Raw genomic sequence first — 24,117 nt, forward strand, 5'->3', positions numbered from 1 at the left:
CTGCCCCTTACCCTTTCGCTTCTACTTGGTCTTTCTTATAAGTACGAAGTACCCAAATGAATAAACCAATGATGAAGAATGCACTAGGCGGTAAAATCAATAGACCCATAGGTTGATACCAACCACCATCTTGTACAAGAGGGATGATTTCAACACCAAATAATGACCCTTTACCAAATAGTTCACGAATAAAGCCAACAGTCAGTAACACTACTGAGTAACCTAAGCCATTACCGATACCATCAAGGAACGACATTACTGGCGGCGACTTCATTGCGTATGCTTCTGCACGACCCATCACGATACAGTTAGTAATGATTAGACCAACGAATACAGACAACTCTTTCGCCGTAGCATAAGAGAAGGCTTGTAATACTTGGTCAACAACGATTACCAATGATGCAATAATGGTCATTTGCACGATAATACGTACAGATGACGGGATCTGGTTACGAATAATTGAGATAAAGAAGCTTGAGAACGCTGTTACTAAGGTCAATGCGATTGACATGATTAAAGCATTTTTTAAGCTCGACGTTACCGCAAGCGCAGAACAAATACCAAGTACTTGTAATGCGATTGGGTTATTTGCCAGTACCGGACCAAATAGGACCGACTTCATTTCTTTAGTATCAGCCATTATTTCAACGCTCCTTCACGTACTCTCGCAAGGAAAGGACCAAAGCCGTTTTCGCCAGTCCAAAAGTCAACTGTGTGATCAACACCATTTGAAGTTAAAGTTGCACCAGATAAACCATCAATTTGATGATCATTTTTAGCACCGCTTTTCACAACATCAACTGGTAGCTCTTTGCCACCCCATTTAGCAGTCCATTGTGGATTTTGAATTTCCCCACCAAGACCTGGTGTTTCCTTATGCTTATAGAAGTTAATATCTTTAATTGTCTCGCCATCGCTTTCAAGCGCTAAGAAACCATACATAATACCCCAAAGGCCATAACCTTGGATTGGTAAAATGATAGCATCTGTAGAACCGTCTGCTTTTTTCGAGATATATGCAGGAGACTCATGAGTCATACGCTGAATACCAGCGATATCCTTAATGCCCTCTGCTTTTAATGCAAAGCTAATTTTTTGATCAAACTTGCTTTTTTCAAAATCGAAAGCGTCGATTTTAGCCTGTACTGCTTCGCCAGTTTGAGACTCACCTGTTTCCATATTAACTAGGCGAGTTTCGATCTTAGCTTTAAAAGTTTCTGATACAGAACCAGACACATCAATGCCCGCAGCTGCCAAGATATTTTTTTGAATATCTTGCGTTTTGTTAGCTTGCTGTAAAGGGCGAAGCTGAACTGAAGCAAACGATACGATGATTGCACACACTAAACATAGTGCTACAACAACGCTTAGCGTTTTGCCGATTGATTCGTTATTACTAGACATTACGTGCCAACCTCCGCTTGATATTAGCTTGCACTACGAAGTGATCGAACAATGGTGCGAATAAGTTAGCAAATAAGATTGCTAGCATCATACCCTCAGGGAATGCAGGGTTAATTACACGGATCATTACTACCATAACACCAATTAGTGCGCCATATGCGAACTTTGCTTTGTCAGTAAATGCTGCAGACACAGGGTCTGTCGCCATAAAGAACATACCAAAAGCAAAACCACCAAGTACAAAGTGCCAATGCCAAGGCATTGCAAATACTGGGTTAGTATCAGAACCAACAGCGTTTAATAAGAATGCTGTTGCCACCATACCCAAGAACACACCTAGCACGATGCGCCATGAAGCAATACGTACGTAAATGAGGAATAAGCCACCAACTAGCAATGCAAGTGTAGATGTCTCACCTACTGAACCTTGAATGAAACCATAAAACGCATCCCACCAAAGAGCCATGTTGCTGTAATCAAGTGAACCAACAAACGCTTGACCTAGCATAGTTGCACCAGAGAATGAATCTACTGCGGTCCATACTGTATCACCTGAAATTTGTGCAGGGTATGCGAAGAATAAAAACGCACGACCCGCTAATGCAGGGTTTAAGAAGTTACGACCAGTACCACCAAAGATTTCTTTAGCGATTACTACACCGAATGTAATACCTAGTGCAACTTGCCATAAAGGAATGGTTGCAGGTAGGATAAGCGCGAATAACACAGACGTTACGAAGAAACCTTCGTTAATTTCATGCTTACGCACTGAAGCAAATATGACTTCCCAGAAACCACCTACAACAAATGTAACTGCGTAAATAGGTAGGAAGAAACATGCGCCATAAAACATTTTAGCGCCCCAGCCGGATTCAGCAGTTAATTCACCACCAAATATCTGGAACAGGCCAACTTGCCAAGAATTTGCTAGTTCAAAACCTTGCGCTAATGCACCAGCGGCCTGATGACCGATATTGAACATACCAAAAAACATTGCAGGGAACGTCGCCATCCACACTAAAATCATCATGCGTTTTAGGTCGATGTTATCACGAACGTGTGTCGCGCCTTTATTTACGTGACCAGGGGTATAAAAAATAGTTGCAGCTGCTTCATACAGCGCATAAAACTTTTCATGTTTACCACCGGCTTCAAAATGCGGCTCGATATCTTCTAGAAATTTCTTTAAACCCATCTCTCTAGCCTTCCTTCTCGATCGTAGTCAAGCAATCGCGTAGGATTGAACCATACTCGTATTTGCCTGGACAAACGAAGGTACATAACGCTAAATCTTCTTCATCAAGTTCAAGCGCCCCTAATGAAATTGCACTATCCAAATCACGGGCAATTAAGTCACGTAATAAAGGCGTTGGCAAAATATCTAAAGGCATAACACGCTCATAGCTACCAAGTGGTACCATGGCACGTTTTGAACCACCTGTTGACGTTGTCATTTTAAATAAACGACTCGGTGTTAGGTGTGATAAGAAAGTACGTGTTACAGAGAATTTATCTGTGCCTGGAGCAATCCAACCAAACAACTCTTTTTCGCGACCTTCAAGTAATACCGATACTTGAATGTGGTAACGACCTAAGAATGCTTGAGGACCTTGTGAAGTAGCGCCCGCTAAAACAGAGCCAGAGATAACACGGTTATCGCCGTCTTCTAATTCGCCTGCAACTAAATCATCTAAAGCAGCACCCAGTTGAGTTTTCACTAAACGTGGGTTTTTAACACGCGGACCAGCAAGAGAAATCACACGGTCTGTGCTAATTTCACCAGTTAGGAATAAGTGACCAAAGGCAATAACGTCTTGGTAACCGATATGCCAAACTTGCTTGCTTACCGATACTGGATCTAAGTGATGGATATGTGTGCCAACAAGGCCAGCCGGATGTACGCCACCAAACTCATGTACTTCTACTTGAGGAATTGATGAGCTAGGTACTTGGCTACCTGCTTGTTTACAAACAAATACCTTACCATCAGTCAGACGTGATACCACAGCTAAACCTGCTTCAAATGCTTGTACATTTTCAGCAATAATCACTGCAGGATCTGCAGCAAGAGGGTTAGTGTCGATAGCCGTCACAAAGATCGAACTAGGATTTGCATCCACAGCTGCTACTTTGCTGAATGGGCGAGCACGTAATGCTGTCCATTGACCCGACTGGATTAGTACTTCTTTGGCTTTTTCACGATCGAGACTCGAAAGTTGCTCAGTCGAGAAAGCGTCAAAGGTGATTTGCTCACTGCCGTTTATTTCAATAACGACAGATTGCAGCACACGTTTTGCACCACGATTAATTTCTTTTACTGTACCAGCAGCTGGAGCAGTAAATAATACACCTGGGTTCTTTTTGTCTTCAAAAAGTACCTGGCCTTTTTTAACTTGGTCATCCACACGAACATGCATGGTTGGACGCATACCAATAAACTCTTCACCTAGCACAGCTACACGTTTGACGGTAGAACCATCATGAATAACTTGCTGAGGCGCGCCCTCTATGGGTAAGTCCAGACCTTTTTTTATGTTGATCATACGCACTTGCACTACATTAACGGAAAGAAACTGAAAAATCGTACCGACCACGTCGCTTTTCTTGATAACCCTAAGCCAAATTCAAGATAACGAAGAACCGCCTGTTTAAATTACAAAACAAGCAACGCAGTAAAATTCCTCACATATATTGCCCGAATTTTAACATCAATCAGGGTCACTATGCGAGTGTAATTATGAAATTTATACGACAGGAGCAGTTATTTAACCTATTAGCCGCATTTGAATAAAATTCAATATAGACCAAAGTGCTATTGCTTGCGAGGTGGGATGGAAATTAATCCGCTAAATAACGATAAAGTAAAATTTATCAATAAAAAAAGTCGCCATAGCGACTTTTCAAATAAACATGGCTGAATTAATCAATCATGTTAGCTATAGCGGCAACTGGATCGACATCTTGTTCATAATCAACAGCATCAATACCAAACCCAAATAAACGTAAAAACTCATTGTGGTAACCCACGTAATCAGTTAATTCGTCTATTGTTTCTGTGGTTACGCTGTCCCACACAGTTTGAATACGCGCTTGTACATCATCTTCCAGCTCTTTGTAGTTTTGGAATAAATGACCGCCGTCATCAAAGCGTGGTGAGTCTCCATAAAGGTTCTCAGTAAATAACGCGTGAATTTGCTCGATCGTGCCTTCATAGGTCCCATCCGCTTTCATTACTTTAAATAGCGCTGAAATATAAAGCGGCATAATAGGAATTGCAGAACTTGCTTGGGTGACCACTGCATTTAATGATGATACATAAGCTTCACCGTTTAATGCTTTAGTTGAGTCTTTGATTGCTACGGTTGCGCGATCTAAATCTTCTTTCGCTTTACCAATAGTCGCGTGACCGTAAATTGGCCATGTTAGTTCTTTACCGATATAAGTATAAGCACTGGTTTTAAAGTTATCAGCTAGTACATCAGCCTCTTTTAATGCATCAATCCACATTTCCCAGTCTTCGCCGCCCATCACTTTAATAGTGTTATCAATATCATCTTGGTTTGCAGCTTCTACGGTAATAGCATCAATTTCACGTTTTGAGGTGTTTAAGTTTTTAGTCGTAACCGAGTTACCAATTGGCTTAAGCGTTGATGAGTAAACTTCGCCGGTATTTGGATCAGTTCGACGCGGCGATGCAAGGCTGTATATAACTAGGTCTACTTTGCCTAAATCCGCTTTAATTGTATCAATCGCTTTTTGTTTGATTTCGTTAGAGAACGCATCGCCATTAATATTTTTTGACCATAAACCTTCAGCGTCTGCGGCCGCTTGAAATGCAGCAGTATTATACCAACCTGCAGAACCGGTTTTACGCTCAGTACCTTCTTTTTCGAAGAAAATACCTAAAGTTTTAGCACCGCCACCAAATGCAGCAGTAATACGAGATGCAAGGCCATAGCCAGTTGAAGCACCGATAACTAATACATTTTTAGGGGCATTTTTTAATGCGCCTTGTTGTTTTACATAGTTAATTTGTTCTTGTACGTGCTCTGCACAACCTACTGGGTGGGCGTTAGTACAAATGAAACCGCGAATTTTAGGCTTAATGACCATTGATCATCCTATATTTATCTCAATAAAAATTAGCGCTAGTTTAAAGGCTAATTGTAAAAATACAGGTCTGATGAGTTTTGTGTACTCTCAGACCTTGCCGCTAATCTAATTTAGAGCCACCTAAACAAGTCGGTGAGTCAGCAACCTGACCACTTTGCTCTGTAAATTCATCAGGAGTAAAAGTATGGATAGCCAATGCATGAATATGATTCGCTAACTCATCTTTTAGCACTTCATTAATTTGACGATGGCGTTGCAATAAACGTTTACCGCTAAACTCTTCACTTACTACAATTACTTTAAAGTGTGAATCGCTACCACGACTATGCATATGGCTTTCGTTCACCACATTAAGGTGCTTACACGCAATCGCATCAGCTAACTTGCTTTCAATCTGTTGTTGCATTGACATAAAACACTCATATTTTACTGGTTATTTATGTGCTTACTATATCAAGGCCACTACTATAAAGGCCAACAAATATTCATTTTTGAAAAATTGTTCGAAAAGTTAAGTTGATTCGAGGGTGTGCCAAACGTGTTTGTTTAGGAAGCGCATGTAGATATTGTTGCTGGCTAAGTCCATTCATAACCAAGCAACTCCCGCTGTGTAACGTAAGCGAAGTGACTTCCTTGGTTACTTTATGTTTTATTTTAAATACTCGTTCAGCCCCTAATGAAATCGATACAATAATAGGCTCATGGCCAAGTTCTGCTTCATCATCGGCGTGCCAGCCCATGCAATCATTCCCATCACGGTATAAGTTAACTAATAAGGCATTAAATCCAACATCAAATTGTTTATTTAATCGTAGTCGCATGGCATCTAATACATCAGGCCATGGTTCAACATTTAATGTCGAACCAGAATAACCGTAACGTACACCAGCATCAGCAATAAAACATTGCATACGTGGAATGGGGTTCGTTTTCCCAAACACGGTCGTTTTTGGTTGCTGCCAAGTCAGTGAGTCGCGTAAATAGTAGAATAAATCGAGACTTTTTTGCGCACTTAACGCTTTTGCTTGGTAGTAAAAGCCATTTGGTAACATATGGGGGTTGGCCTTTTGCCGTTGCATGTTAGAATTTACCTATCATTTGATTACTGATCACTAACTATTATGACCACGCAAGCACAGTTCGGCGATAAAACATTTACTCTTGAACGTTTTCCTTTGGATCAAAAAAACCGTAGCTTACAAGCTTGGGATTCAGCAGACGAGTACCTAATTGACTATGTTACTGAACATTATCCTGATTGTCGCTCTTTGCTGATTTTAAATGATAGTTTTGGAGCCTTGTCTTGTTATTTTAGTAAACAACAATTAACGGTTTGTTCAGTAAACGATTCTTATATTAGCCACCAAGCGGCGGCTTACAACTTAGCAGAAAATAAAATACCAACCACCGCATTTAGCCAGCTAGATAGCTTATCGGCTTTGCCTGAACACGTTGATTTAGTTATTTTAAAAGTGCCACGCACATTGGGCTTCTTGCAATATCAATTATCTGAGCTCAGCGAAGTACTCGCACCTGGCACTCCGGTTATTGGCGCAGCAAAAACCAAAGATGTACATAATTCAACAATTAAAGCTTTCGAGCAATTTATTGGTGAAACTAAAACTAGTTTAGCAGTGAAAAAATCTCGCCTAATTATTAGCCAAGCGGAAGGTGGTTATAAAGCTGCTGATTTTCCTGTTAATTGGCCTCTTGAAGGCACTGATTTTACCATTAGTAATCACGCCAATGTGTTCTCGCGGGATTCTCTGGACATTGGTGCACGGTTCTTTTTTGACTTTTTACCACAAACCAATAAAGCAAAAAGTATTATTGATCTAGGTTGCGGTAATGGTGTGGTGGGTTTGATGACACTCGCACGCTGCCCTAACGCTGAAGTTACCTTTGTGGACGAATCATATATGGCGGTTGAATCAGCACGATTAACTGTAGAGCTCAATATGGAAGATAAGTTTGAGCAATGCCGCTTTATTGAAAATGATTGCTTAACGGGCTTTGAACGTGAAAGTGTCGATGTAGTGTTATGTAATCCGCCTTTTCACCAAGCACAAGCCGTGACAGATCACATTGCATGGCAAATGTTTAAACAAGCCAAAGACACATTAAAAAATGGCGGAGAATTACGTATTATTGGTAACCGCCACCTGGACTACCATGACAAACTAAAACGTATGTTTGGCAATTGTGAATTACTTGGTTCAAATAAAAAGTTTGTAGTATTAAGTGCCACTAAAAATAATGGAATGCTATAGCTATGATGAAATATGTTTTACCTTGTTGTGCTTTATTATCACTGTCGGCTTGCAGTAGTCAGCCTAATCAATTGATCTTAAATCCGCTCTATCAAGGTGGCAAATTAAGCTCAATTAATCAAAGTTTAAGTACCAGTGTTATTGATCTTAGAGGTGACCCAGCAACATTAAAATTAATAACCTCAGACAAAACCCAAACAATTGCCAGCCAAGGCCTTACTGAGTCAATTAAAAGTGCCCTAGATAGCGCTCTTAGCCGAAACGGTGCAAGCATTTCAAATCTTGCGACTACTCGTTTTGAAGTTGATATTCATACACTGCAAGCCGTAGTTACTGAAAAAATGATGTCGCATACCAGCAATGCAAAGATTGAATTAGGTGTGCGTGTTATTCGCAGCGATAGTAACTTCAGTAAAATTTACCGTGGTAATGCAAGCCTTGAAGGACCACTAGGTCACGATAGAGCAAAAATTGAAGGACAACTCAATAAGTTGACTGAGCAGTTAATTACCCGCATGGTATCAGACCCTGAATTACTCGCATTTTTAGAAGGTTAACCATGAAACGTCTATTTTTATTATTTATATTAGTGCAACTTAGCCAAACCGCAATGGCAGCGACCGAAGGACGCTTTGTGCAAAAAAACAATATGTTCCCACGAGTTGAAATAACTACCACAATGGGGAAAATCATAGTCGAGATGGATCGCTCAAAAGCCCCTATCACCGTCAATAATTTTTTAACTTATGTGATGGATGGCAGCTATAAAGGCACCGTATTTCATCGTGTTGAACGTGATGTAGAAAACGACCGAGACTTTGTCATTCAAGGCGGTGGCTACGATAAAGAATATGACGGGGTTTATGAAGGCGATCCAATCTTTAATGAAAGCGGTAACGGTTCAAAAAACGATATGTACAGTATTGCCATGGCCTATCAAGATCGTCAACCTCATTCTGGTACTCGTCAGTTTTTCTTTAACATGGACAATAACGACCACCTAAACCCAGGTAAAGACTGGGGCTTTGCCGTGTTCGGTATGGTAATGGAAGGCTACGAAACGCTTGATAAAATCATGCAAGTTGAAACGGGATTTAATGAAAAAATTGGTTATGACTTTGTACCAAAAACCCCGGTTGTTATTTTAAATATAACTGTATTAGAGCCAACCCCACTATAACAATAAAAATAGCGGCCAAACCGCTATTGCCAATGAAGGCGTTATGACTAAAAGCTTGTCGGTATCAGAATATTTTTCGTACTTTAAAGATAAACGACTTATAAATGTGTTTATTTTTGGTATGAGCAGCGGTTTTCCTTGGGTCCTCATAGGCTCCGTGATGTCTGCGTGGCTAAAAGATGAAGGCCTCAGTCGCAGCATGATTGGCTTATTTGGCATTGTATTTGGTGCTTACAGCATTAATTTTTTATGGTCACCCTTAGTCGATAGAATAAAACTGCCGTTGCTATATAACTGGCTAGGCCAGCGCCGTAGTTGGATACTATTTTGCCAATGCTTTATTTTGCTAGGAGTTATTTTACTGGCAGGATTAGATATCACCGCGCATTTAGCCATCGCAGCTGCGTTGTGCTTATTAATTGCTATCGCCTCAGCGACTCAAGATATTGCTATTGATGCTTTTCGTATCGATACCCTCAGTGAAAACGAGAGCCATAAAGCAACCGCAGCAGCAGCAATGGCTACTTCTGGTTGGTGGAGCGGTTATGCTCTGCTAGGTGCTATTCCGTTTTATATGGCAGATATGCCAAGCATTGACTGGCCACAAGTGTATTACTTTTTAGCTATTGTGATGTTATTACTTATGAGTTGTGTATTTTGGGCAAAAGAACCTGAATCTAACCGCGAAGTTGTACATGCAGAACTAGAACGTATTTATCGGCAAAAACTGGCGCTTGGTAAGCAAACACAATTAACTAAAGTTGCAGCATGGTTGGCTGTTACTGTACTTGATCCTTTTAAAACATTCTTCGCGCGTAATGGCGTGAAGACTGCACTTGCGCTGCTCGCTTTTATCTTTTTATTTAAAATTGGTGAAGCATTTCTGGCCCGTATGTCGATTGTGTTTTATAAAGAAGTCGGCTTTTCAAACACTCAAATAGCAAACTATTCAAAGCTCGGCACGGGGCTTATCACCATTGTGTTCGCATTTTTAGGCAGTATTTTTAACCACAAGTACGGCATCGTTAAAGGTTTGTTTATTAGCGGTGTGGCAATGGCTGCTTCTAACTTAATGTTTTCTTGGATCGCTCTCGCAGGCCCGCAAGAACACTTGTACGCAATGGCAATTGTCGTCGATGGCTTTACTCAAGCATGGTCATTAGTTGCTATGGTAGCATTTATATCTATGCTATGTGATCGCGCTTTTAGCGCAACACATTATGCTTTATTAGCGTCATTGGGAAATTTAGGACGAACCTTACTTTCAAGTTATAGCGGTGTGGTGATTGATGATTGGTTAGGTGGAAATTGGTCGTTATTTTTTATTTTGACTGCCCTGATGGTAATACCATCACTCATATTCTTATATCTTATTCGGCATAAATTGTATGAATTAGAAAATAGTTATCACGGTAGGAATTAATAAGGGAAAGAAATCATTTCACATCAATGAGAGCGCTTCCCTGCGCTTACAAAAAGAAACTAAATATTAGTCTTCTTTTAATAAGCCTAAACCTTCATACGGGTCGACTTCTAATGCATCACAATAACGTAAAAATTCAATTACGTCTAAACGGCGCTCTTGGTTTTCAATTTTGCCAATAAATGAATGTGGTGTACCAAGTACTTGAGCAAGGCTTCGCATTGTGTGACCTTTCTCGTGACGCTTAGTTTTAAGCCACTTGGTTAGTTTTGAGTTTTCTTCAGAAGAAACTGTTTTACCCATCATAAAAAACATCTCCTACTAGATGATTTAAAGTTAATTAATTAAGAGTGAAATTTGCCCGTCTCACTCTTGGATACATTATATACTATTCAGACTCATGTGAAATAACTAATTTCAGCTGAGTCCCCATTTAAGGAATCAGCTATTATAGATGAGCAGCTTTATTGTTAAAGTCACAACAAAACGCGCGTTCTATAATTAGTTCCTTTTTAATGTAACAAATAATTAATTTAAATAAACCTTTTTTATGATTAATTATTTTTGACTTATAAATTAAATAGTTACATTATTAACTGTCCCTTTATTGTTAGGAGCAAGCGTTTATGTTCAGATTATTGTTTTTACTACCCATTATCCTCTGCTTAATTTGGTATTTTTTTCTTAAAGCAAATGGCGTACCGATCAAAAAAGGTAAGAAAGGCTTTATATATATTTTAGCGTTTTCTGCAATAGTGTTAGGTTTTTTTATTCTAATGCTCCAAGTCACTCACCCTACATAAATGAGTGACTTAAGCTAAAGTAAGCCAATTTGACGTTCACTTAGCATCTATAAACAAGAAATAAGCGCTAAAGTCAGCAAGGTTACAAAGCTCAGATCAGCAACAACAGCATCAGTTAATGAAATAATAGCTACGAAGTAATTCTAGATAATAAGATTTTTTAGGTAATAAAAAAGCCGCTAGCTGCGGCTTTAATCAATTGCTTTAAACGCTGAAACTAGCGCCACACCCGCAGGTGGTAGTTGCATTGGGATTGGAAACAAAAAAGCGTGCGCCTTCAAGTCCTTCGGTGTAATCCACCTCACCATCAACTAAATATTGAATACTCATTGGGTCAACCACTAAGGTTACGCCATTTTTTACAATTTCTAAATCGCCTGGGTTTGCTTTTTCATCAAAAGTAAAACCATATTGGAAACCTGAACAACCTCCGCCTGTTACATAAACACGCAGTTTTAGATCTGGATTTTCTTCTTCGTCGATTAACTGTTTAACGCGAACAGCAGCTGCATCGCTGAACTTAATGGGTAATTCTTCTGACATACCATAACCCTCTATACCTACATTGTTTTGATTATCTAATACCCGAGTGTTTTAATCAAGTATAGTAAACAACTACTAATTTCTTCTATAACTAGGTTGTCATCAGGAAAACCGATCCATCTTCAATTAGCTTGATCAAAAGTCACTTCTAGAGCTGACAATTTCACCTCGCATGTAATAGTGCTTTTTATCTAGCGCATCTGAATTTGTACTTTCATCATAATCAGTTACTGCAAAGCTCTCAACATCTGCACCATGGATGCGCTGAACACCATCAGACTGGCTATAATGATATACACCACTTTTATCCTTAATATAATTTCGCTCAATTTCCTCGAAAGAGTCAGGATCAAGCCCGTTTATTGCGCTGGTTTCATTTCCAGATAAATAATAAATATTACTTTTATCGCGAGCGAACTCATAGCTTGTAGTGAGTATTTCAAACGTCTGCAAGTCGGCCTCCGGTACAATAATATTTTCGCCATAAAAAATGTGGTTTTTATCTTTGGCATAACCGCTAAATAACGGTGTAAAAGAGTCGAAATCAACAGCTTTCAATATTTCATCATCATAGTAAACTGTATATTTCCCTTCTGTTTCTGAATAATTCCATTGTGGGAAGTTATCATCAAAATTTGAAAATGTTCGGGGATTTGCAGCTTCTATAATTTGATTTCTCAAGACCACTTGAGTGTCATTAAGCCAATATAATTTGTGACTGATTAATTGCCCTTTAATATTACGAGGGTCAACATCAGAAATCCGCTTCCCAAAATAATAAAAACTATGATTGTCGCTGGCATATAGTGACGTTGAATGTTCATTTTCATAGTCTTTGCTATCATAAGTAATGAAGCTATCAGGGTCTGCACCTGAAATCACTGTACCACTAAAATACACTGTATTATTAACAACAGCATAGCCACTATTTGGCACCCCTTTAATCATGTTAATAAACAAACTTGAATACCCAAAAACTACAAAAACAATGCAAACAACGACGGCACTTATTTTAGCTAATAAAAAACTGTTAATGCCTAAATAATTAATACCAAACAACCCAAATAAAATGAAGATGCCTACTGGGAAAAGCAAAAATAACATTACACTCAAAACTGCCGCTTTATTATCCATAGCTCCAGGAGCTGCAAGCATCATCGGTGACATCATCACCATTAAAGGCCAAGCCATTAATGCAAATGTAGTTATAATACTTAATAGTAGGTGCATAAAACCCTTCCAAAATTGAATATCCGTTTCTATGAGTTTGCAACTTACCCAAAGCCTTACTAAATATCAATTTGCTTTAAGTGAAATACCAGTAAAAATCTCAAGGACTTCCATTAACTATTTTGATAAACTGCCCGCTGAAATAGGTGGCGAGGAAATATGCATGTGGCTTGAAACGCTTAGGCGTCGCTTGGCAAAGCCAAAAACATCGGTGCAATTGTGCTTACTCGGCGTAAGTGCTGGACTAATTGCGGCGTTTTTGATCATTCTATTTCGCTTAACTATTCTATTTTTCCAAGGTTTGTTCCTTGAAAATCCTGACGATTTTACTACCTTACCGCCTCTTGAGCGGGTGTTAATGCCTATTATTGCTGCCTTCTTAATTGCGCTATTTGCTGCTTTGACTGGTTTTAAACATTATCGATTAGGTATTCCCTTTGTTATTCACCGTATTAAACGCCATTACGGGCAAATGCCGTTATACAACACGGTAAATCAATTTGTCGGTGGTGCACTGGCATTGATCAGTGGTTTCTCGGTTGGCCGTGAAGGGCCATCTGTACATATGGGCGCAACCGGTGCAAGTTTGCTGGCCGATAAATTACATTTGCCTCATAACGCCATGCGGACACTCAGCGGTTGCGGGGTTGCAGCTGGTATTGCCGCATCATTTAATACACCACTTGCAGCTGTTATTTTTGTGATGGAAGTGGTGCTTAGGGAATACAAAGTACATATATTTGTGCCAATAATGCTCGCTGCAGTCACTGGGGCACTGGCGACGCAGTTTGTATTTGGTGACGCATCAGAATTAGCACTGATCACAGTGACGGCATTAAGTGGCTGGCACTATCCATTTTTAATCCTGTTTGGTATGGCTTTGGGCGCGGTTGCTTATGCTTTTAACCAAAATCTAATGTTGATCATTCGTACCTTCAAACCTTTGAGTATGTTTCCACGTTTATTGCTGGCAGGTCTGATTGCTGGCGGCATTGCTTATATGGTGCCACAAGCGATGGGGTCTGGTATGAGTGCAATAACTTTGGCCGTAGAAAGCCCTGATGATGTGCAACTATTAACCACTATTTTAATTGCTAAATTACTGGCGACATTATTTGCCATTGGCTTGGGTATTCCCGGCGGGATCATTGGCCCAGTGATTGGTTTAGGCGTACTGATGGGCACTTTAATGGCCTTTTTTGCACAATTTATTAGTCCCGGCGTTGATATCTCTGGTACTTATAGCGTCTTAGGCATGGCAGGCTTATTAGCTGCCACCTTACATGCTCCACTGGCTGCTTTAACGACGGTAATGGAGTTAACCTCAAGTCCTGAAATAATCGTGCCGGCCATGTTAGTTATCTCAGCGGCATACGTCACCGCATTACAAGTATTTGGCAATCGGTCGATATTTTTACAGCAGCTCGACTTTCAAGGTTTAGCCTATCATGTCTCCCCTGCCACCGAAGCACTGCAAAAAGTCGGGGTAATGGACGAGATGGATGAAAACTTCAAACTACTCTATTCAGATGATAAAGAACAAATAGAAAGCACCTTAAATGCTGTTGATAGCCAAACCCCGTTAATTGTTTATGATCCTGAAAATGGTTATCGCCTTGCAGAATATGATTTAAGTTTAATGTCAGATCAAAATATTTCGATCAACTACATCAGCTTGCAAGGGATCAGCAGTCAAGCCACTTTGGCTGATGCGTTTGATGTATTAAAAGATAAGCGCAGCGGGGCTGTGTATATTTATAACTTACTCGATAATCAACAAATTATGGGAATAATGCGCTGGGATCAGATCCGCCACATTCTTACCATACGTAATAGCTTACTGTAACTAACAATAAGAGAACATTATGAGCGCGCTACTGATCTACAAAGCCTTACATGTATTTTTTATGATTGCCTGGTTTGCTGGCATATTTTACTTACCCCGCCTCTTTGTTTATCACGCTATGAGCGAAGAAAAGTCCTGTAACTCCATGCTCAAAGTGATGGAGCGACGGTTACTGTATTTTGTGACGCCATTTGCAGTACTAACGGCGGTGTTTGGCGTGCTGACAATTGTTGAATATGGCCGCGACTGGTTTAAATACAGCATGTGGATGCACTACAAACTAGTATTAGTGATCGTGCTATACATTTACCATGGCTATTGTTTTAAATTACTAGCGGATTTTAAACACGACCGTAATACTCGCAGCCACCGCTTTTATCGTATTTTTAACGAACTACCGGTATTAGTGCTATTAGTGATCGTATTTTTAGCTATAACTAAACCCAGCTTGTAAAATTTGCTATATACCCAAACCACTTCAAGATGCAGAAACTCGCTTCTTGAGGTGGTTTGGGTATAATATCGCGCGATTGCGTGCCCATCGATGATGGTTGATCGCGCCCCTTTTGAATGTGATAGGAACAGCCCCCATGTTAAGTTTCCAAGGTGAAAATATTCTTTCTGTCAATCAGCTCGATCGCGACTGTATTGAACGTATTTTTGCAGTAGCCAAAAAAATGGAGCCGTATGCTAAAAAGCAAAAACGCACCAATGTATTAGAAGGCGCAATCTTAGCAAACTTATTCTTTGAGCCAAGTACCCGTACCCGCGTAAGCTTTGGTACAGCCTTTAATTTATTAGGTGGTTTGGTTCGTGAAACAACGGGGATGCAAAGCTCTGCATTAGCCAAAGGCGAGTCGTTATACGATACCGCGCGCGTTATTTCAGCTTACGCCGATGCGGTCGCTATGCGCCATCCTGATGCAGGCTCAGTGGCTGAATTTGCTACTGGCTGCTCAGTGCCGGTGATCAATGGTGGCGATGGCCCTAACGAGCACCCAACTCAAGCATTACTTGATTTATTGACAATTGAGCGTGAACTACATCGCTTCGATCAAAAAATAGATGGTATGCATATCGCCCTTGTTGGTGATTTAAAATACGGTCGTACCGTGCATTCATTATCAAAATTATTATGTCATTATAAAGATATAAAATTTTCGATGGTGGCACCTGATGGCTTACAAATGCCTAGCTATATTCTTGATGCCGTCGATAATGCAGGCCATAAAATTGAAATTGTCGATAAAATGGAAGGTAACTTAGCCGCCGATATCGTCTATCAAACCCGTATCCAAGAAGAACGCTTCCCATCGCAAGAAGAAGCCAATAAATACCGTGGTGGTTTTAGAATTAGCCAATCAATTTATAACACCCACTGCAAACCAAACTCCGTGTTAATGCACCCATTACCACGCGATAGTCGTATAGAAGCCAATGAGCTTGATAACGATTTAAACCTTAATGACAATTTAGCTATTTTCCGCCAAGTACAAAATGGCGTGTTAATTCGCATGGCGCTGTTTGCATTGACACTCGATGTTGCCGATAAAGTAGAGCAATACGAAGTTGCTGTGCCTTGGTTTAGCCGTAAACGCGATAGTTAATTTTAACGTGACAACTAATAGGATTTTTTATGACAATTAGCCAAGATTTATTTGCCCGCGCACAACAATCAATTCCCGGTGGCGTTAACTCTCCAGTACGTGCCTTTAATGGCGTTGGCGGCACACCGCTATTTATTACCAAAGCCCAAGGCCCATTTACATTTGATGCTGACGGCAACCGTTATATTGATTATGTTGGCTCATGGGGCCCGATGATCATGGGTCATAATCACCCAGCTATCAAACAAGCAGTGCTTGATGCGGTAGAAAATGGCCTAAGTTACGGTGCGCCAACAGAAGCTGAAATTCTAATGGCTGAAAAAGTAAAAGAGCTTGTACCATCAATCGAAAAAGTTCGTATGGTAAGTTCTGGCACAGAAGCGACCATGAGTGCAATACGCCTTGCTCGCGGCTTTACTGGTCGCGATAAAATTTTAAAGTTTGAAGGCTGTTACCACGGACATGCTGATTCATTATTAGTGAAAGCGGGTTCTGGCGCATTGACTATGGGCGTACCAAACTCGCCAGGTATCCCTGAAGATTTTGCCAAGCATACATTAACTGTTTCGTTTAATAACCTTGATGAAGTAAAAGCTATTTTTGCCAAATACGCTGACGAAATCGCCTGTATTATCGTAGAGCCAGTTGCTGGTAACATGAACTGTATTCCACCAGTACCAGGCTTTTTAGAAGGCCTGCGTGCAGTATGTGATGAATATAAATCAGTGCTTATTTTTGATGAAGTCATGACCGGCTTTCGCGTAGCCCTAGGTGGTGCACAAGCCTATTACAACATCATTCCAGACTTAACCTGTTTAGGTAAAGTGATTGGCGGCGGCATGCCAGTAGGCGCGTTCGGCGGTAAAACTGAGATCATGGATTACATCGCTCCTGTTGGCCCAGTTTATCAAGCAGGCACTTTATCAGGTAACCCAATTGCCATGGCTGCGGGTCTAAAATCACTAGAGTTACTGTGCGTTGAAGGACTACATGCTGATCTTGAAGCAAAAAGTAAAGCAATCTGTGAAGGTTTTGAAGCCGCAGCAAAAGCTGCAGGGATTGCTCTTACAACTAACTATGCCGGTGGTATGTATGGTTTCTTCTTTACTGAACAAGAGAAAGTAACCACTTACCAACAAGCAACTCAGTGCGATTTAGAACGCTTTAAAAAGTTCTTCCACTTGATGCTTGAAGAAGGCGTGTATTTAGCACCATCAGCATTTGAAGCTGGTTTTGTTTGCTCTGAACACTCTGAGCAAGAAATTGCCGATACAATTGCAGCAGCAAAAAGAGCTTTTGCTAAGCTTTAACGTACCAAAAAATCAAAAAGCCCACTGGGCTTTTTGATTCTATTGCTTAACAAATTATAAGTAAAATTATTAAATTTAATACACTGCTAAATTGATAATGCGACAACATCTAATTAACTTGAACACCAGCAGAATTTTTTCGTGCTCTTAGCAATTCTTTAGCTTGTGCTTCATCTTCTTTTATTTGTTCATGGGTTCTGCAACGCTTCTTTTTGAACTTCGTTCCCGTGATAATTTCTTGTTCGCATTTGTATCCTGATCCATTAACATTAGCAGTAACTTGTTTGGAGCTTTTAGCTAATTCACTACCTGTAGAGGAACTACACCCACACAAGATAAGAAAAAAACTAATTAATATTAAAAGCTTCATTTTTCGCCTCCTTAATAAGAGCTCAGGTAGACAATTCTATCTGAGCTAGCGTTTTATCAATTAAAGCTATAAGTAAAGCCAGCAAATAAGTAACGCCCTAACGCATCATACGAGCCAGGGAACACATTACCATTTGCAATACCTGATGGACCATTTGGTATTAACGGAGGAGCTACATCAAATACATTATTTATACCTGCTCTTATGCTAATATTAGAGGTTGCATTCCAACTGCCCGCTAAGTCAAAGTATGTTTGTGAATTAAGCGACGTCGGTCCTGAAACTACTTCGTTTTTCTGGTTACGAGTATATTCATCTGTATCACCAAAATAACGTACTTTTGCAGTTATATTTGCATCCCATGGCGTTAACCACGTCGCACTAAAATTAGTACGTAACTCAGGCATCGGTGCTTCACAAACGGCTCTATCCCAATAGCCAACACAGTCATCAATATCACCACCAGGGATGTTTTGTACTGAATATGTATCTAACCAAGTGCCGATTAACGTAAAGCGCATAGCGCCTAATTCATCTAGCGGATAACGATAGGAGATATCAAAATCAACCCCAGCGGTTTCTACTTCACCAATGTTAATATCTGTAGCTGTGATTGCATTACTACCAATCCATAGTGAGCCAGTATTTGGATCTCGGTTAATTAAATCACAAAACGCTTCGTTATCATTAACAGCGCACTCATTATGAATAGTTGCTTCGGGTATAGCTTGAATTGCATTATTTACTGTAATATTAAAGTAATCAATAGCAATATCTAGATTCTCGATTGGTGACAGTAAGATACCGAAAGAATAAGTGTCTGATTTTTCAGGAGACAACTCTGAGTTACCACCAGTTATAGAGTTATACTGCCCTGCATCGTTTATAAGCGCCTTAGAGCCATACTGGCTTGCAGTAACACCAGTTCTGGCACATTGCTCTTGTGTTAGAGGGTTCTCAGCTCCCGCACCACAAGGGTCTTCCCAGTTAAAAAGGCCAAGACCTGAAGGCCTAAATAAGTCACGAACATTACCTGCACGTACAGCTCGTTGATAACTTGCTCGTAAGCCTACCTGCTCATTAAAACGAACATCAAAGGCTGTTTTATAAGTATCCGTTTGCTTATCTGTAGAATAGTCAGAATACCTATAAGCAAGCTCAAGAGTAATATATTCAGCATAGGAAGTATCTTCTACAAGTGGAACATTGAATTCGGTAAAAAATTCATTTACATCAAACTCACCAGTTACACCATTTATTGGCCCACCTTGACCTGCACCATCCCCAGAGGTAAAGTTTTCATCTGGGTTTAAGGTTAAGTACTCTTTCCTATGCTCTAATCCGAACACAACTCCAACGCCGGTCGATGTCCCTGGAACAACAATACCCATATCAGTTAAATCACCAGTAACATAACCACTTAATTGTTTAGTTTTCGTGTCTCCACGAGAATATAAAGGTTTAGTTAAATAATCTAATTGTTCTTGGTTAATTTCACTAGGGTTGAATACATTCCAAGGAACACAATTAGGATCTGAGCCATCAATAACTGACTGACAAACTATCTCACCATCTGCATTCTCAACGGCTTGGAATGCTCGCCCAAAACGAGAAATTGATAACTCATTCTTATACGTTTGAATATATGCAACAGAACCAAAATTCATAAATGCATCATAAGTCCAATCATCATTTATCTCACCCCTAATACCTAAAACAAACCTTGATGAAGTATGGCGTAAATCATCTTGCCTAGGTCCACCTTCTATATTACGTTTACCAATAAACATTTCAATAGAATCTTCTCTACCTAAACCTTGGGTAGCACATAATTTATTATATTGTTGTTCTGATAAAAAAGGATTATTACACTGCACATTTACTGGTGCGTTAAAAAATGAGCCAGATGGTGCTATTTGCGCAACAGTTCTATCATCCATATAACTCATTTCGGTATAAACAGTATGCGAATCTGACAGTTCATAATGACCTGTCACACCAAATGTTTTTCGGGTATCAGGGCGTTGAAAATAATTTAGCGGTCCATAGTTGTATAGTAAACCATCGCGATCAACAAAAGTATGGCCGTCTGTAGTCAGGTCAAATTTATCGAAGTCAGTAAATCTACCTGTAGGTATAGTACTAGAACCTGCGCAGACACGCTCACCTGCGTCATTCAAATCCATCGCACATGCACTATAGTCACGATTATTTTGTGTAACAGCATCAACTTCTCTTAGGGTAGCGTAGGCTGTTAAATTACCACGGCCATTAGCAGAATTAACGCCTAGCAAGACTGAAAAGTCATGTGTATTACCGTCAGTAACATTGCTGTCAGGCGCTTCAAAACCAGAATCATCCAACGCTCTGCGCATATCACCATGATCATTATTATGTTGATACATGCTACCTTGATATTCGAATTGAAAACCTTCAAAATCATCTTTAAGTATAAAGTTAACAACACCAGCTACAGCATCAGAGCCATAAGTCGCAGATGAACCACCAGTTAACACGTCAACTCTTTCAACTAACGCAGCCGGAATTTGATTCACATCAGCACTAATCCCTCCGGCAGATGGCGAACCAGAAGGCATACGTCGGCCATTAATAAGTACTAGTGTACGAGATGGGCCTAAATTTCTTAAGTCTACAGTTGCTGTGCCTGTCGCGCCATTTGCAGTACCTGATGTTTGACCTGCAAAAACTGCAGGTAAGTCATTTAACAAATCTTCAACACGTGTAATACCAGCTACTTTAATGTCTTCGGAGGTTACTGTAGTTACAGGGCTTGCACCTAGCATTGCAGAGCGTTTTATACGTGACCCTGTTACCTCTATACGTTCAACTTCATTAATAGCACCTTCATCTGCGGCTACACTAAGTGGTATATAACTTGACGCAGCAATCGAGCTAGCAAAAATAGATAACTTAATTGCGCGCGAGAGTAGTGAATGTTTCATCTTTAATTCCCTGTTAATTTATTTAATATTATTGTTAAACCATGTTAAATCTACCTCTTGTTTAAAAATACGTCAATAGAACGCAGTCTTAATGCTTCAAAATTGTAAACCACTGCAAAATTAGGTTAACTAAACTTTGTTTACTGTTATTTAAAATCAAACTAAAAGTCTTACTGATAAATTAGCTAGTCAACCACTCTTGAATTAGCAACGCACGGGGAGAAAAATGGATCAGGGCACAGATTTATCTATCAGATAATAACCTCAAGGAGTTGATCACAAAAGAACGAATATTGCATAATCACTGATTTTGCTGGGCATACGGCAAGCTTATCAAGCGTTTTACCTGCAATAATATGTCTAAGTGTACAATTTAGAGCAAGTAAGTGTAGTTATCTTTGCTAAGGTGATATTCTAAATTGTATAGAGTAAAGACGCTACAATCATAAGGTACACCGTGCACTTGAGATATTAGCTGTAAATTGTAAACAGCAATCTATTAAAAAAGAACAATCTAAGCAGTTTTAAAATAGAAAGCCATACGGCCTGCGTCCCTAAGAACTAAGCGATGAAAATTAATTAACGTTAACGCATACAGCTAGGCCTTGGCTCAAATTCACTGGCTCTAAGTGGCAGTTGAATTACTTTACCGCAGCCCGGTGGCGCTTGCTTACCCGTTAATTCATTAATAAAAGCCCAGCGAATTGAAGGCGGACGAGTATCTGCTATTGCCTCAGGGTTGAGCGGCTTAAGATAACGAATATACGTTTCTAATGCACCAACACTGCCCGTTAAGCCTGTACTTTTATTATCATCACGACCAAGCCAAGCAACGGTTACTGTATTTTGATCAAACCCTGCATACCAACTATCACGTAGATCATTACTGGTGCCCGTTTTACCAGCCAGCTGAATTGATGGGAAATGGGCATTTAAACGTTTAGCAGTGCCATCTTTGGTGACTCGCTTCATCGCGTATTTAGTCATATAAACAGCGGCTTTATCAAAACGCGGTTCAGAACTAACTTGATGCTGATAAAGCACACGCCCAACAGAGTCGGTTAATGCCGAAATAGATGTTAATTGACGGTATTCGCCATCAGCCGCCAACGTGGTATAAAGCTGTGCGACTTCAAAGCTCGACATTTCAACGGCACCAAGCAGTAATGATGGATAATGTGATATTTGCTCTTTAGCGCCGAGTTTATTGAGTGTGTTCGCTACTTTATCAACCCCGACATCAAGTCCCAAGTTTACCGCAGGAATATTGATACTTTGACTAAACGCTTTATATAGTGGCAGCATACCGCGATATTGATGATCAAAATTCTCTGGTTGCCATACTTTGCCTTGCTCATTAGTCACTTGTACTGGCGAGTCATCTAACAAAGTAGCTAAGTTATAGTGCGGTAAACCCAAAGCTGTTAAATACACAGCCGGTTTAACTAACGAGCCTATGTTGCGCTTAGTATCAAGTACGCGGTTAAAACCTAAAAAGCGCGGATCGCGTCCCGCAACTAAAGCAGATATACCGCCTTTCTCTACATTCACTGAGATCATCGCCGCTTCAAGCTGCTCTGTCGTGGCGCGTTTTTCAAGGTAAGGTAGGCTTTTTTCAATTGCCTCTTCCATTGCCGCTTGTTTTTGGAGATCAAAATAAGTGAATACACGCACGCCCGCATCGAGTACTTCTTGGTCCGGTAGTAATTTTTTCAGCTCACGATCCACCAGCTCTAAATAACCAGGATACGATTTAGGCAAGCTGTCTTTCATAGGTGCAATATCAATTGGCCGCTTTAATGCAGCACGGTATTCGCGGGTATCAATTAATTTATTATCAACCATCAAACGTAGCACTAAATCACGACGTTCCATAGTGCGTTCAGGATAACGGCGTGGATTATAATATGAAGGGCCTTTCACCATCGCAACGAGTAGTGCAATTTGATCGAATTCAAGCTCATCAACAGGCTTAGAGAAGTAAAACTCAGAAGCTAAGCCCATGCCATGCACACCTTGGTTATACGATTGACCAAGGTATACTTCGTTTAGATAAGCTTCTAAAATTTGATCTTTTGAATAGCGATAATCTAAAATTAACGCGATCAACGCTTCGTTAAATTTACGGACCAGCGTACGATCACGGGTTAAATAAATATTTTTTGCCAGCTGCTGGGTTAACGTACTACCGCCTTGAACTGTACGCCCTGCTTTAATATTGCTGTATAAAGCCCGCATAATCGAAAACACGGATACACCGTGGTGCTGATAAAAGTTCTGATCTTCAACCACTAATAATGTATCTGTAAGCATCGGCGGGAATTTATCCAACGGCACAAACTCTCGATCTTGTTTTGAATCATTGCCTATGCGCGCAATTTGTACTGGCTCTAATCGAGCATTGTTTAAACGCCTGCCAAACTTATCTTTAATACTCGCGAGTTTTTGTCCTGCAAAGCGTAACTCAATAACCTGTGCTTGCTCTAAGCCATCATAAAATTCAAATTCACGACGGAAGATTTTAATACTATCGCCCGCTTTTACATACTGACCAGTTCGACTTAACTGATTGACCGATGAATAGTTTAGCCTATCAAGCTCCCACACCACTTCTTGGCTAGATAAGAATTGTCCTGGGTAAAAACCCATTGCTCGTGCATAAACTTGTGCTGGTAATTGCCATTTATTACCTTCAAATTGACGCGTAATTTTGGCATCTAGATAAATTAAATATAAGCCCATCGCAACAATACCAGCTAAGCTTAGTTTCCAAAAAATAGACCAGACTTTGCGACCAATTCCACGTTTTTTTATATTCGCTGCAGACGTATTTTTAGTCGAAGTTTTTTTCACCGACTTAGACGCTGTGCTTGGTGCTTTCTTTGCCGGGCGTTTTGATGGAGTTTTAGTGGAGCGGGAGTCTTTTTTATCAGCCATTGACGTTGCTATTTATTTCCAGAGTTAAATTTACAGGTGCGAGCTTAGCATATAGCCTAACACCTGCAAAATTAACCTTGACTGAAACTACTTGCCCCGAACTTTGGGCATTAAATCT

General features: G+C 40.2%; 21 protein-coding genes. 8 read left to right on the plus strand and 13 right to left on the minus strand.

Annotated elements, in window-relative coordinates; all coding sequences use genetic code 11:
• Nucleotides 1–7: 7 nt before the first annotated feature.
• From PVK79_RS19370 to PVK79_RS19400, 7 genes are all read right to left on the minus strand, one after another.
• Nucleotides 8–640 carry an NADH:ubiquinone reductase (Na(+)-transporting) subunit D gene (locus tag PVK79_RS19370; protein WP_145241325.1) on the minus strand — a complete coding sequence of 211 codons (633 nt, stop codon included), beginning with the start codon at nucleotides 638–640 and terminating at the stop codon, nucleotides 8–10.
• Nucleotides 640–1,404 carry a Na(+)-translocating NADH-quinone reductase subunit C gene (locus PVK79_RS19375; RefSeq protein ID WP_257324036.1) on the minus strand — a complete coding sequence of 255 codons (765 nt, stop codon included), beginning with the start codon at nucleotides 1,402–1,404 and terminating at the stop codon, nucleotides 640–642. Before PVK79_RS19375 ends, PVK79_RS19370 begins: the two co-directional genes overlap by 1 nt.
• Entirely contained in the window at nucleotides 1,397–2,599 is a 1,203-nt protein-coding gene (locus PVK79_RS19380) for an NADH:ubiquinone reductase (Na(+)-transporting) subunit B (protein ID WP_257324037.1), read from the minus strand. The genes PVK79_RS19375 and PVK79_RS19380 overlap by 8 nt, the downstream gene beginning before the upstream one ends.
• Before the next feature lie 4 nt (nucleotides 2,600–2,603).
• Nucleotides 2,604–3,947, minus strand: a complete 1,344-nt coding sequence (locus PVK79_RS19385) for a Na(+)-translocating NADH-quinone reductase subunit A (protein ID WP_145241319.1) — start codon at nucleotides 3,945–3,947, stop codon at nucleotides 2,604–2,606.
• Nucleotides 3,948–4,323: 376 nt separating this feature from the next.
• Complete coding sequence (fabV, locus tag PVK79_RS19390) at nucleotides 4,324–5,517, minus strand: enoyl-ACP reductase FabV (RefSeq protein ID WP_257324038.1); 1,194 nt, start codon at nucleotides 5,515–5,517, stop codon at nucleotides 4,324–4,326.
• A gap of 100 nt (nucleotides 5,518–5,617) precedes the next feature.
• Nucleotides 5,618–5,929 (minus strand): BolA family protein, encoded by a 312-nt coding sequence (locus tag PVK79_RS19395; RefSeq protein ID WP_145241315.1) that lies wholly within the window; start codon nucleotides 5,927–5,929, stop codon nucleotides 5,618–5,620.
• A 73-nt stretch (nucleotides 5,930–6,002) separates the two neighbouring features.
• The gene (locus PVK79_RS19400) at nucleotides 6,003–6,596 is read right to left on the minus strand and encodes an alpha-ketoglutarate-dependent dioxygenase AlkB family protein (protein ID WP_182719114.1); all 594 of its coding nucleotides are present in this window, start codon (nucleotides 6,594–6,596) and stop codon (nucleotides 6,003–6,005) included.
• Between the two features lie 42 nt (nucleotides 6,597–6,638).
• On the opposite strand from PVK79_RS19400, the gene PVK79_RS19405 reads away from it, so the two are divergent.
• The 4 genes from PVK79_RS19405 to PVK79_RS19420 are packed head-to-tail and all read left to right on the plus strand — an operon-like array spanning nucleotide 6,639 to nucleotide 10,390.
• Complete coding sequence (locus tag PVK79_RS19405) at nucleotides 6,639–7,787, plus strand: methyltransferase (protein WP_145241311.1); 1,149 nt, start codon at nucleotides 6,639–6,641, stop codon at nucleotides 7,785–7,787.
• A gap of 2 nt (nucleotides 7,788–7,789) precedes the next feature.
• Nucleotides 7,790–8,344 (plus strand): YajG family lipoprotein, encoded by a 555-nt coding sequence (locus tag PVK79_RS19410; RefSeq protein ID WP_182731490.1) that lies wholly within the window; start codon nucleotides 7,790–7,792, stop codon nucleotides 8,342–8,344.
• A gap of 2 nt (nucleotides 8,345–8,346) precedes the next feature.
• Nucleotides 8,347–8,967 carry a peptidylprolyl isomerase gene (locus PVK79_RS19415; RefSeq protein WP_182759574.1) on the plus strand — a complete coding sequence of 207 codons (621 nt, stop codon included), beginning with the start codon at nucleotides 8,347–8,349 and terminating at the stop codon, nucleotides 8,965–8,967.
• A 43-nt stretch (nucleotides 8,968–9,010) separates the two neighbouring features.
• Nucleotides 9,011–10,390, plus strand: coding sequence for an AmpG family muropeptide MFS transporter (locus PVK79_RS19420; protein ID WP_145241306.1), 1,380 nt, complete (start codon nucleotides 9,011–9,013; stop codon nucleotides 10,388–10,390).
• Between the two features lie 66 nt (nucleotides 10,391–10,456).
• Here PVK79_RS19420 and PVK79_RS19425 read toward each other — a convergent pair whose 3' ends face one another.
• From PVK79_RS19425 to PVK79_RS19435, 3 genes are all read right to left on the minus strand, one after another.
• Complete coding sequence (locus tag PVK79_RS19425) at nucleotides 10,457–10,696, minus strand: helix-turn-helix domain-containing protein (protein ID WP_016708680.1); 240 nt, start codon at nucleotides 10,694–10,696, stop codon at nucleotides 10,457–10,459.
• 701 nt (nucleotides 10,697–11,397) lie between these two features.
• Nucleotides 11,398–11,736: an iron-sulfur cluster insertion protein ErpA gene (gene erpA / locus PVK79_RS19430; protein ID WP_058560150.1), complete on the minus strand. Its 339-nt coding sequence runs from the start codon at nucleotides 11,734–11,736 to the stop codon at nucleotides 11,398–11,400.
• Between the two features lie 135 nt (nucleotides 11,737–11,871).
• Nucleotides 11,872–12,966 carry a DKNYY domain-containing protein gene (locus PVK79_RS19435; RefSeq protein ID WP_257324039.1) on the minus strand — a complete coding sequence of 365 codons (1,095 nt, stop codon included), beginning with the start codon at nucleotides 12,964–12,966 and terminating at the stop codon, nucleotides 11,872–11,874.
• A 163-nt stretch (nucleotides 12,967–13,129) separates the two neighbouring features.
• Between PVK79_RS19435 and PVK79_RS19440 the strand changes: the two genes are divergently transcribed.
• The 4 genes from PVK79_RS19440 (at nucleotide 13,130) to hemL (ending at nucleotide 17,729) form a co-directional block, all read left to right on the plus strand.
• On the plus strand, nucleotides 13,130–14,812 hold the full coding sequence (locus tag PVK79_RS19440) for a chloride channel protein (RefSeq protein ID WP_257326402.1): 1,683 nt from the start codon (nucleotides 13,130–13,132) through the stop codon (nucleotides 14,810–14,812).
• A 19-nt stretch (nucleotides 14,813–14,831) separates the two neighbouring features.
• The gene (locus PVK79_RS19445) at nucleotides 14,832–15,266 is read left to right on the plus strand and encodes a CopD family protein (RefSeq protein ID WP_145241290.1); all 435 of its coding nucleotides are present in this window, start codon (nucleotides 14,832–14,834) and stop codon (nucleotides 15,264–15,266) included.
• A 136-nt stretch (nucleotides 15,267–15,402) separates the two neighbouring features.
• On the plus strand, nucleotides 15,403–16,419 hold the full coding sequence (locus tag PVK79_RS19450; protein ID WP_145241288.1) for an aspartate carbamoyltransferase: 1,017 nt from the start codon (nucleotides 15,403–15,405) through the stop codon (nucleotides 16,417–16,419).
• A gap of 29 nt (nucleotides 16,420–16,448) precedes the next feature.
• On the plus strand, nucleotides 16,449–17,729 hold the full coding sequence (hemL, locus tag PVK79_RS19455; protein WP_149982051.1) for a glutamate-1-semialdehyde 2,1-aminomutase: 1,281 nt from the start codon (nucleotides 16,449–16,451) through the stop codon (nucleotides 17,727–17,729).
• 109 nt (nucleotides 17,730–17,838) lie between these two features.
• Here the strand turns inward: hemL and PVK79_RS19460 are convergent, their stop codons facing one another.
• From PVK79_RS19460 to mrcB, 3 genes are all read right to left on the minus strand, one after another.
• Nucleotides 17,839–18,099 (minus strand): hypothetical protein, encoded by a 261-nt coding sequence (locus PVK79_RS19460; RefSeq protein ID WP_257324040.1) that lies wholly within the window; start codon nucleotides 18,097–18,099, stop codon nucleotides 17,839–17,841.
• 56 nt (nucleotides 18,100–18,155) lie between these two features.
• Nucleotides 18,156–21,062, minus strand: coding sequence for a TonB-dependent receptor domain-containing protein (locus tag PVK79_RS19465; RefSeq protein WP_257324041.1), 2,907 nt, complete (start codon nucleotides 21,060–21,062; stop codon nucleotides 18,156–18,158).
• Nucleotides 21,063–21,647: 585 nt separating this feature from the next.
• The gene (gene mrcB, locus PVK79_RS19470) at nucleotides 21,648–23,999 is read right to left on the minus strand and encodes a penicillin-binding protein 1B (RefSeq protein ID WP_257324042.1); all 2,352 of its coding nucleotides are present in this window, start codon (nucleotides 23,997–23,999) and stop codon (nucleotides 21,648–21,650) included.
• Nucleotides 24,000–24,117 lie beyond the last annotated feature (118 nt).

It is taken from the genome of Pseudoalteromonas rhizosphaerae, assembly GCF_028885455.1.
GTDB classification, from domain to species: Bacteria; Pseudomonadota; Gammaproteobacteria; order Enterobacterales; family Alteromonadaceae; genus Pseudoalteromonas; species Pseudoalteromonas rhizosphaerae.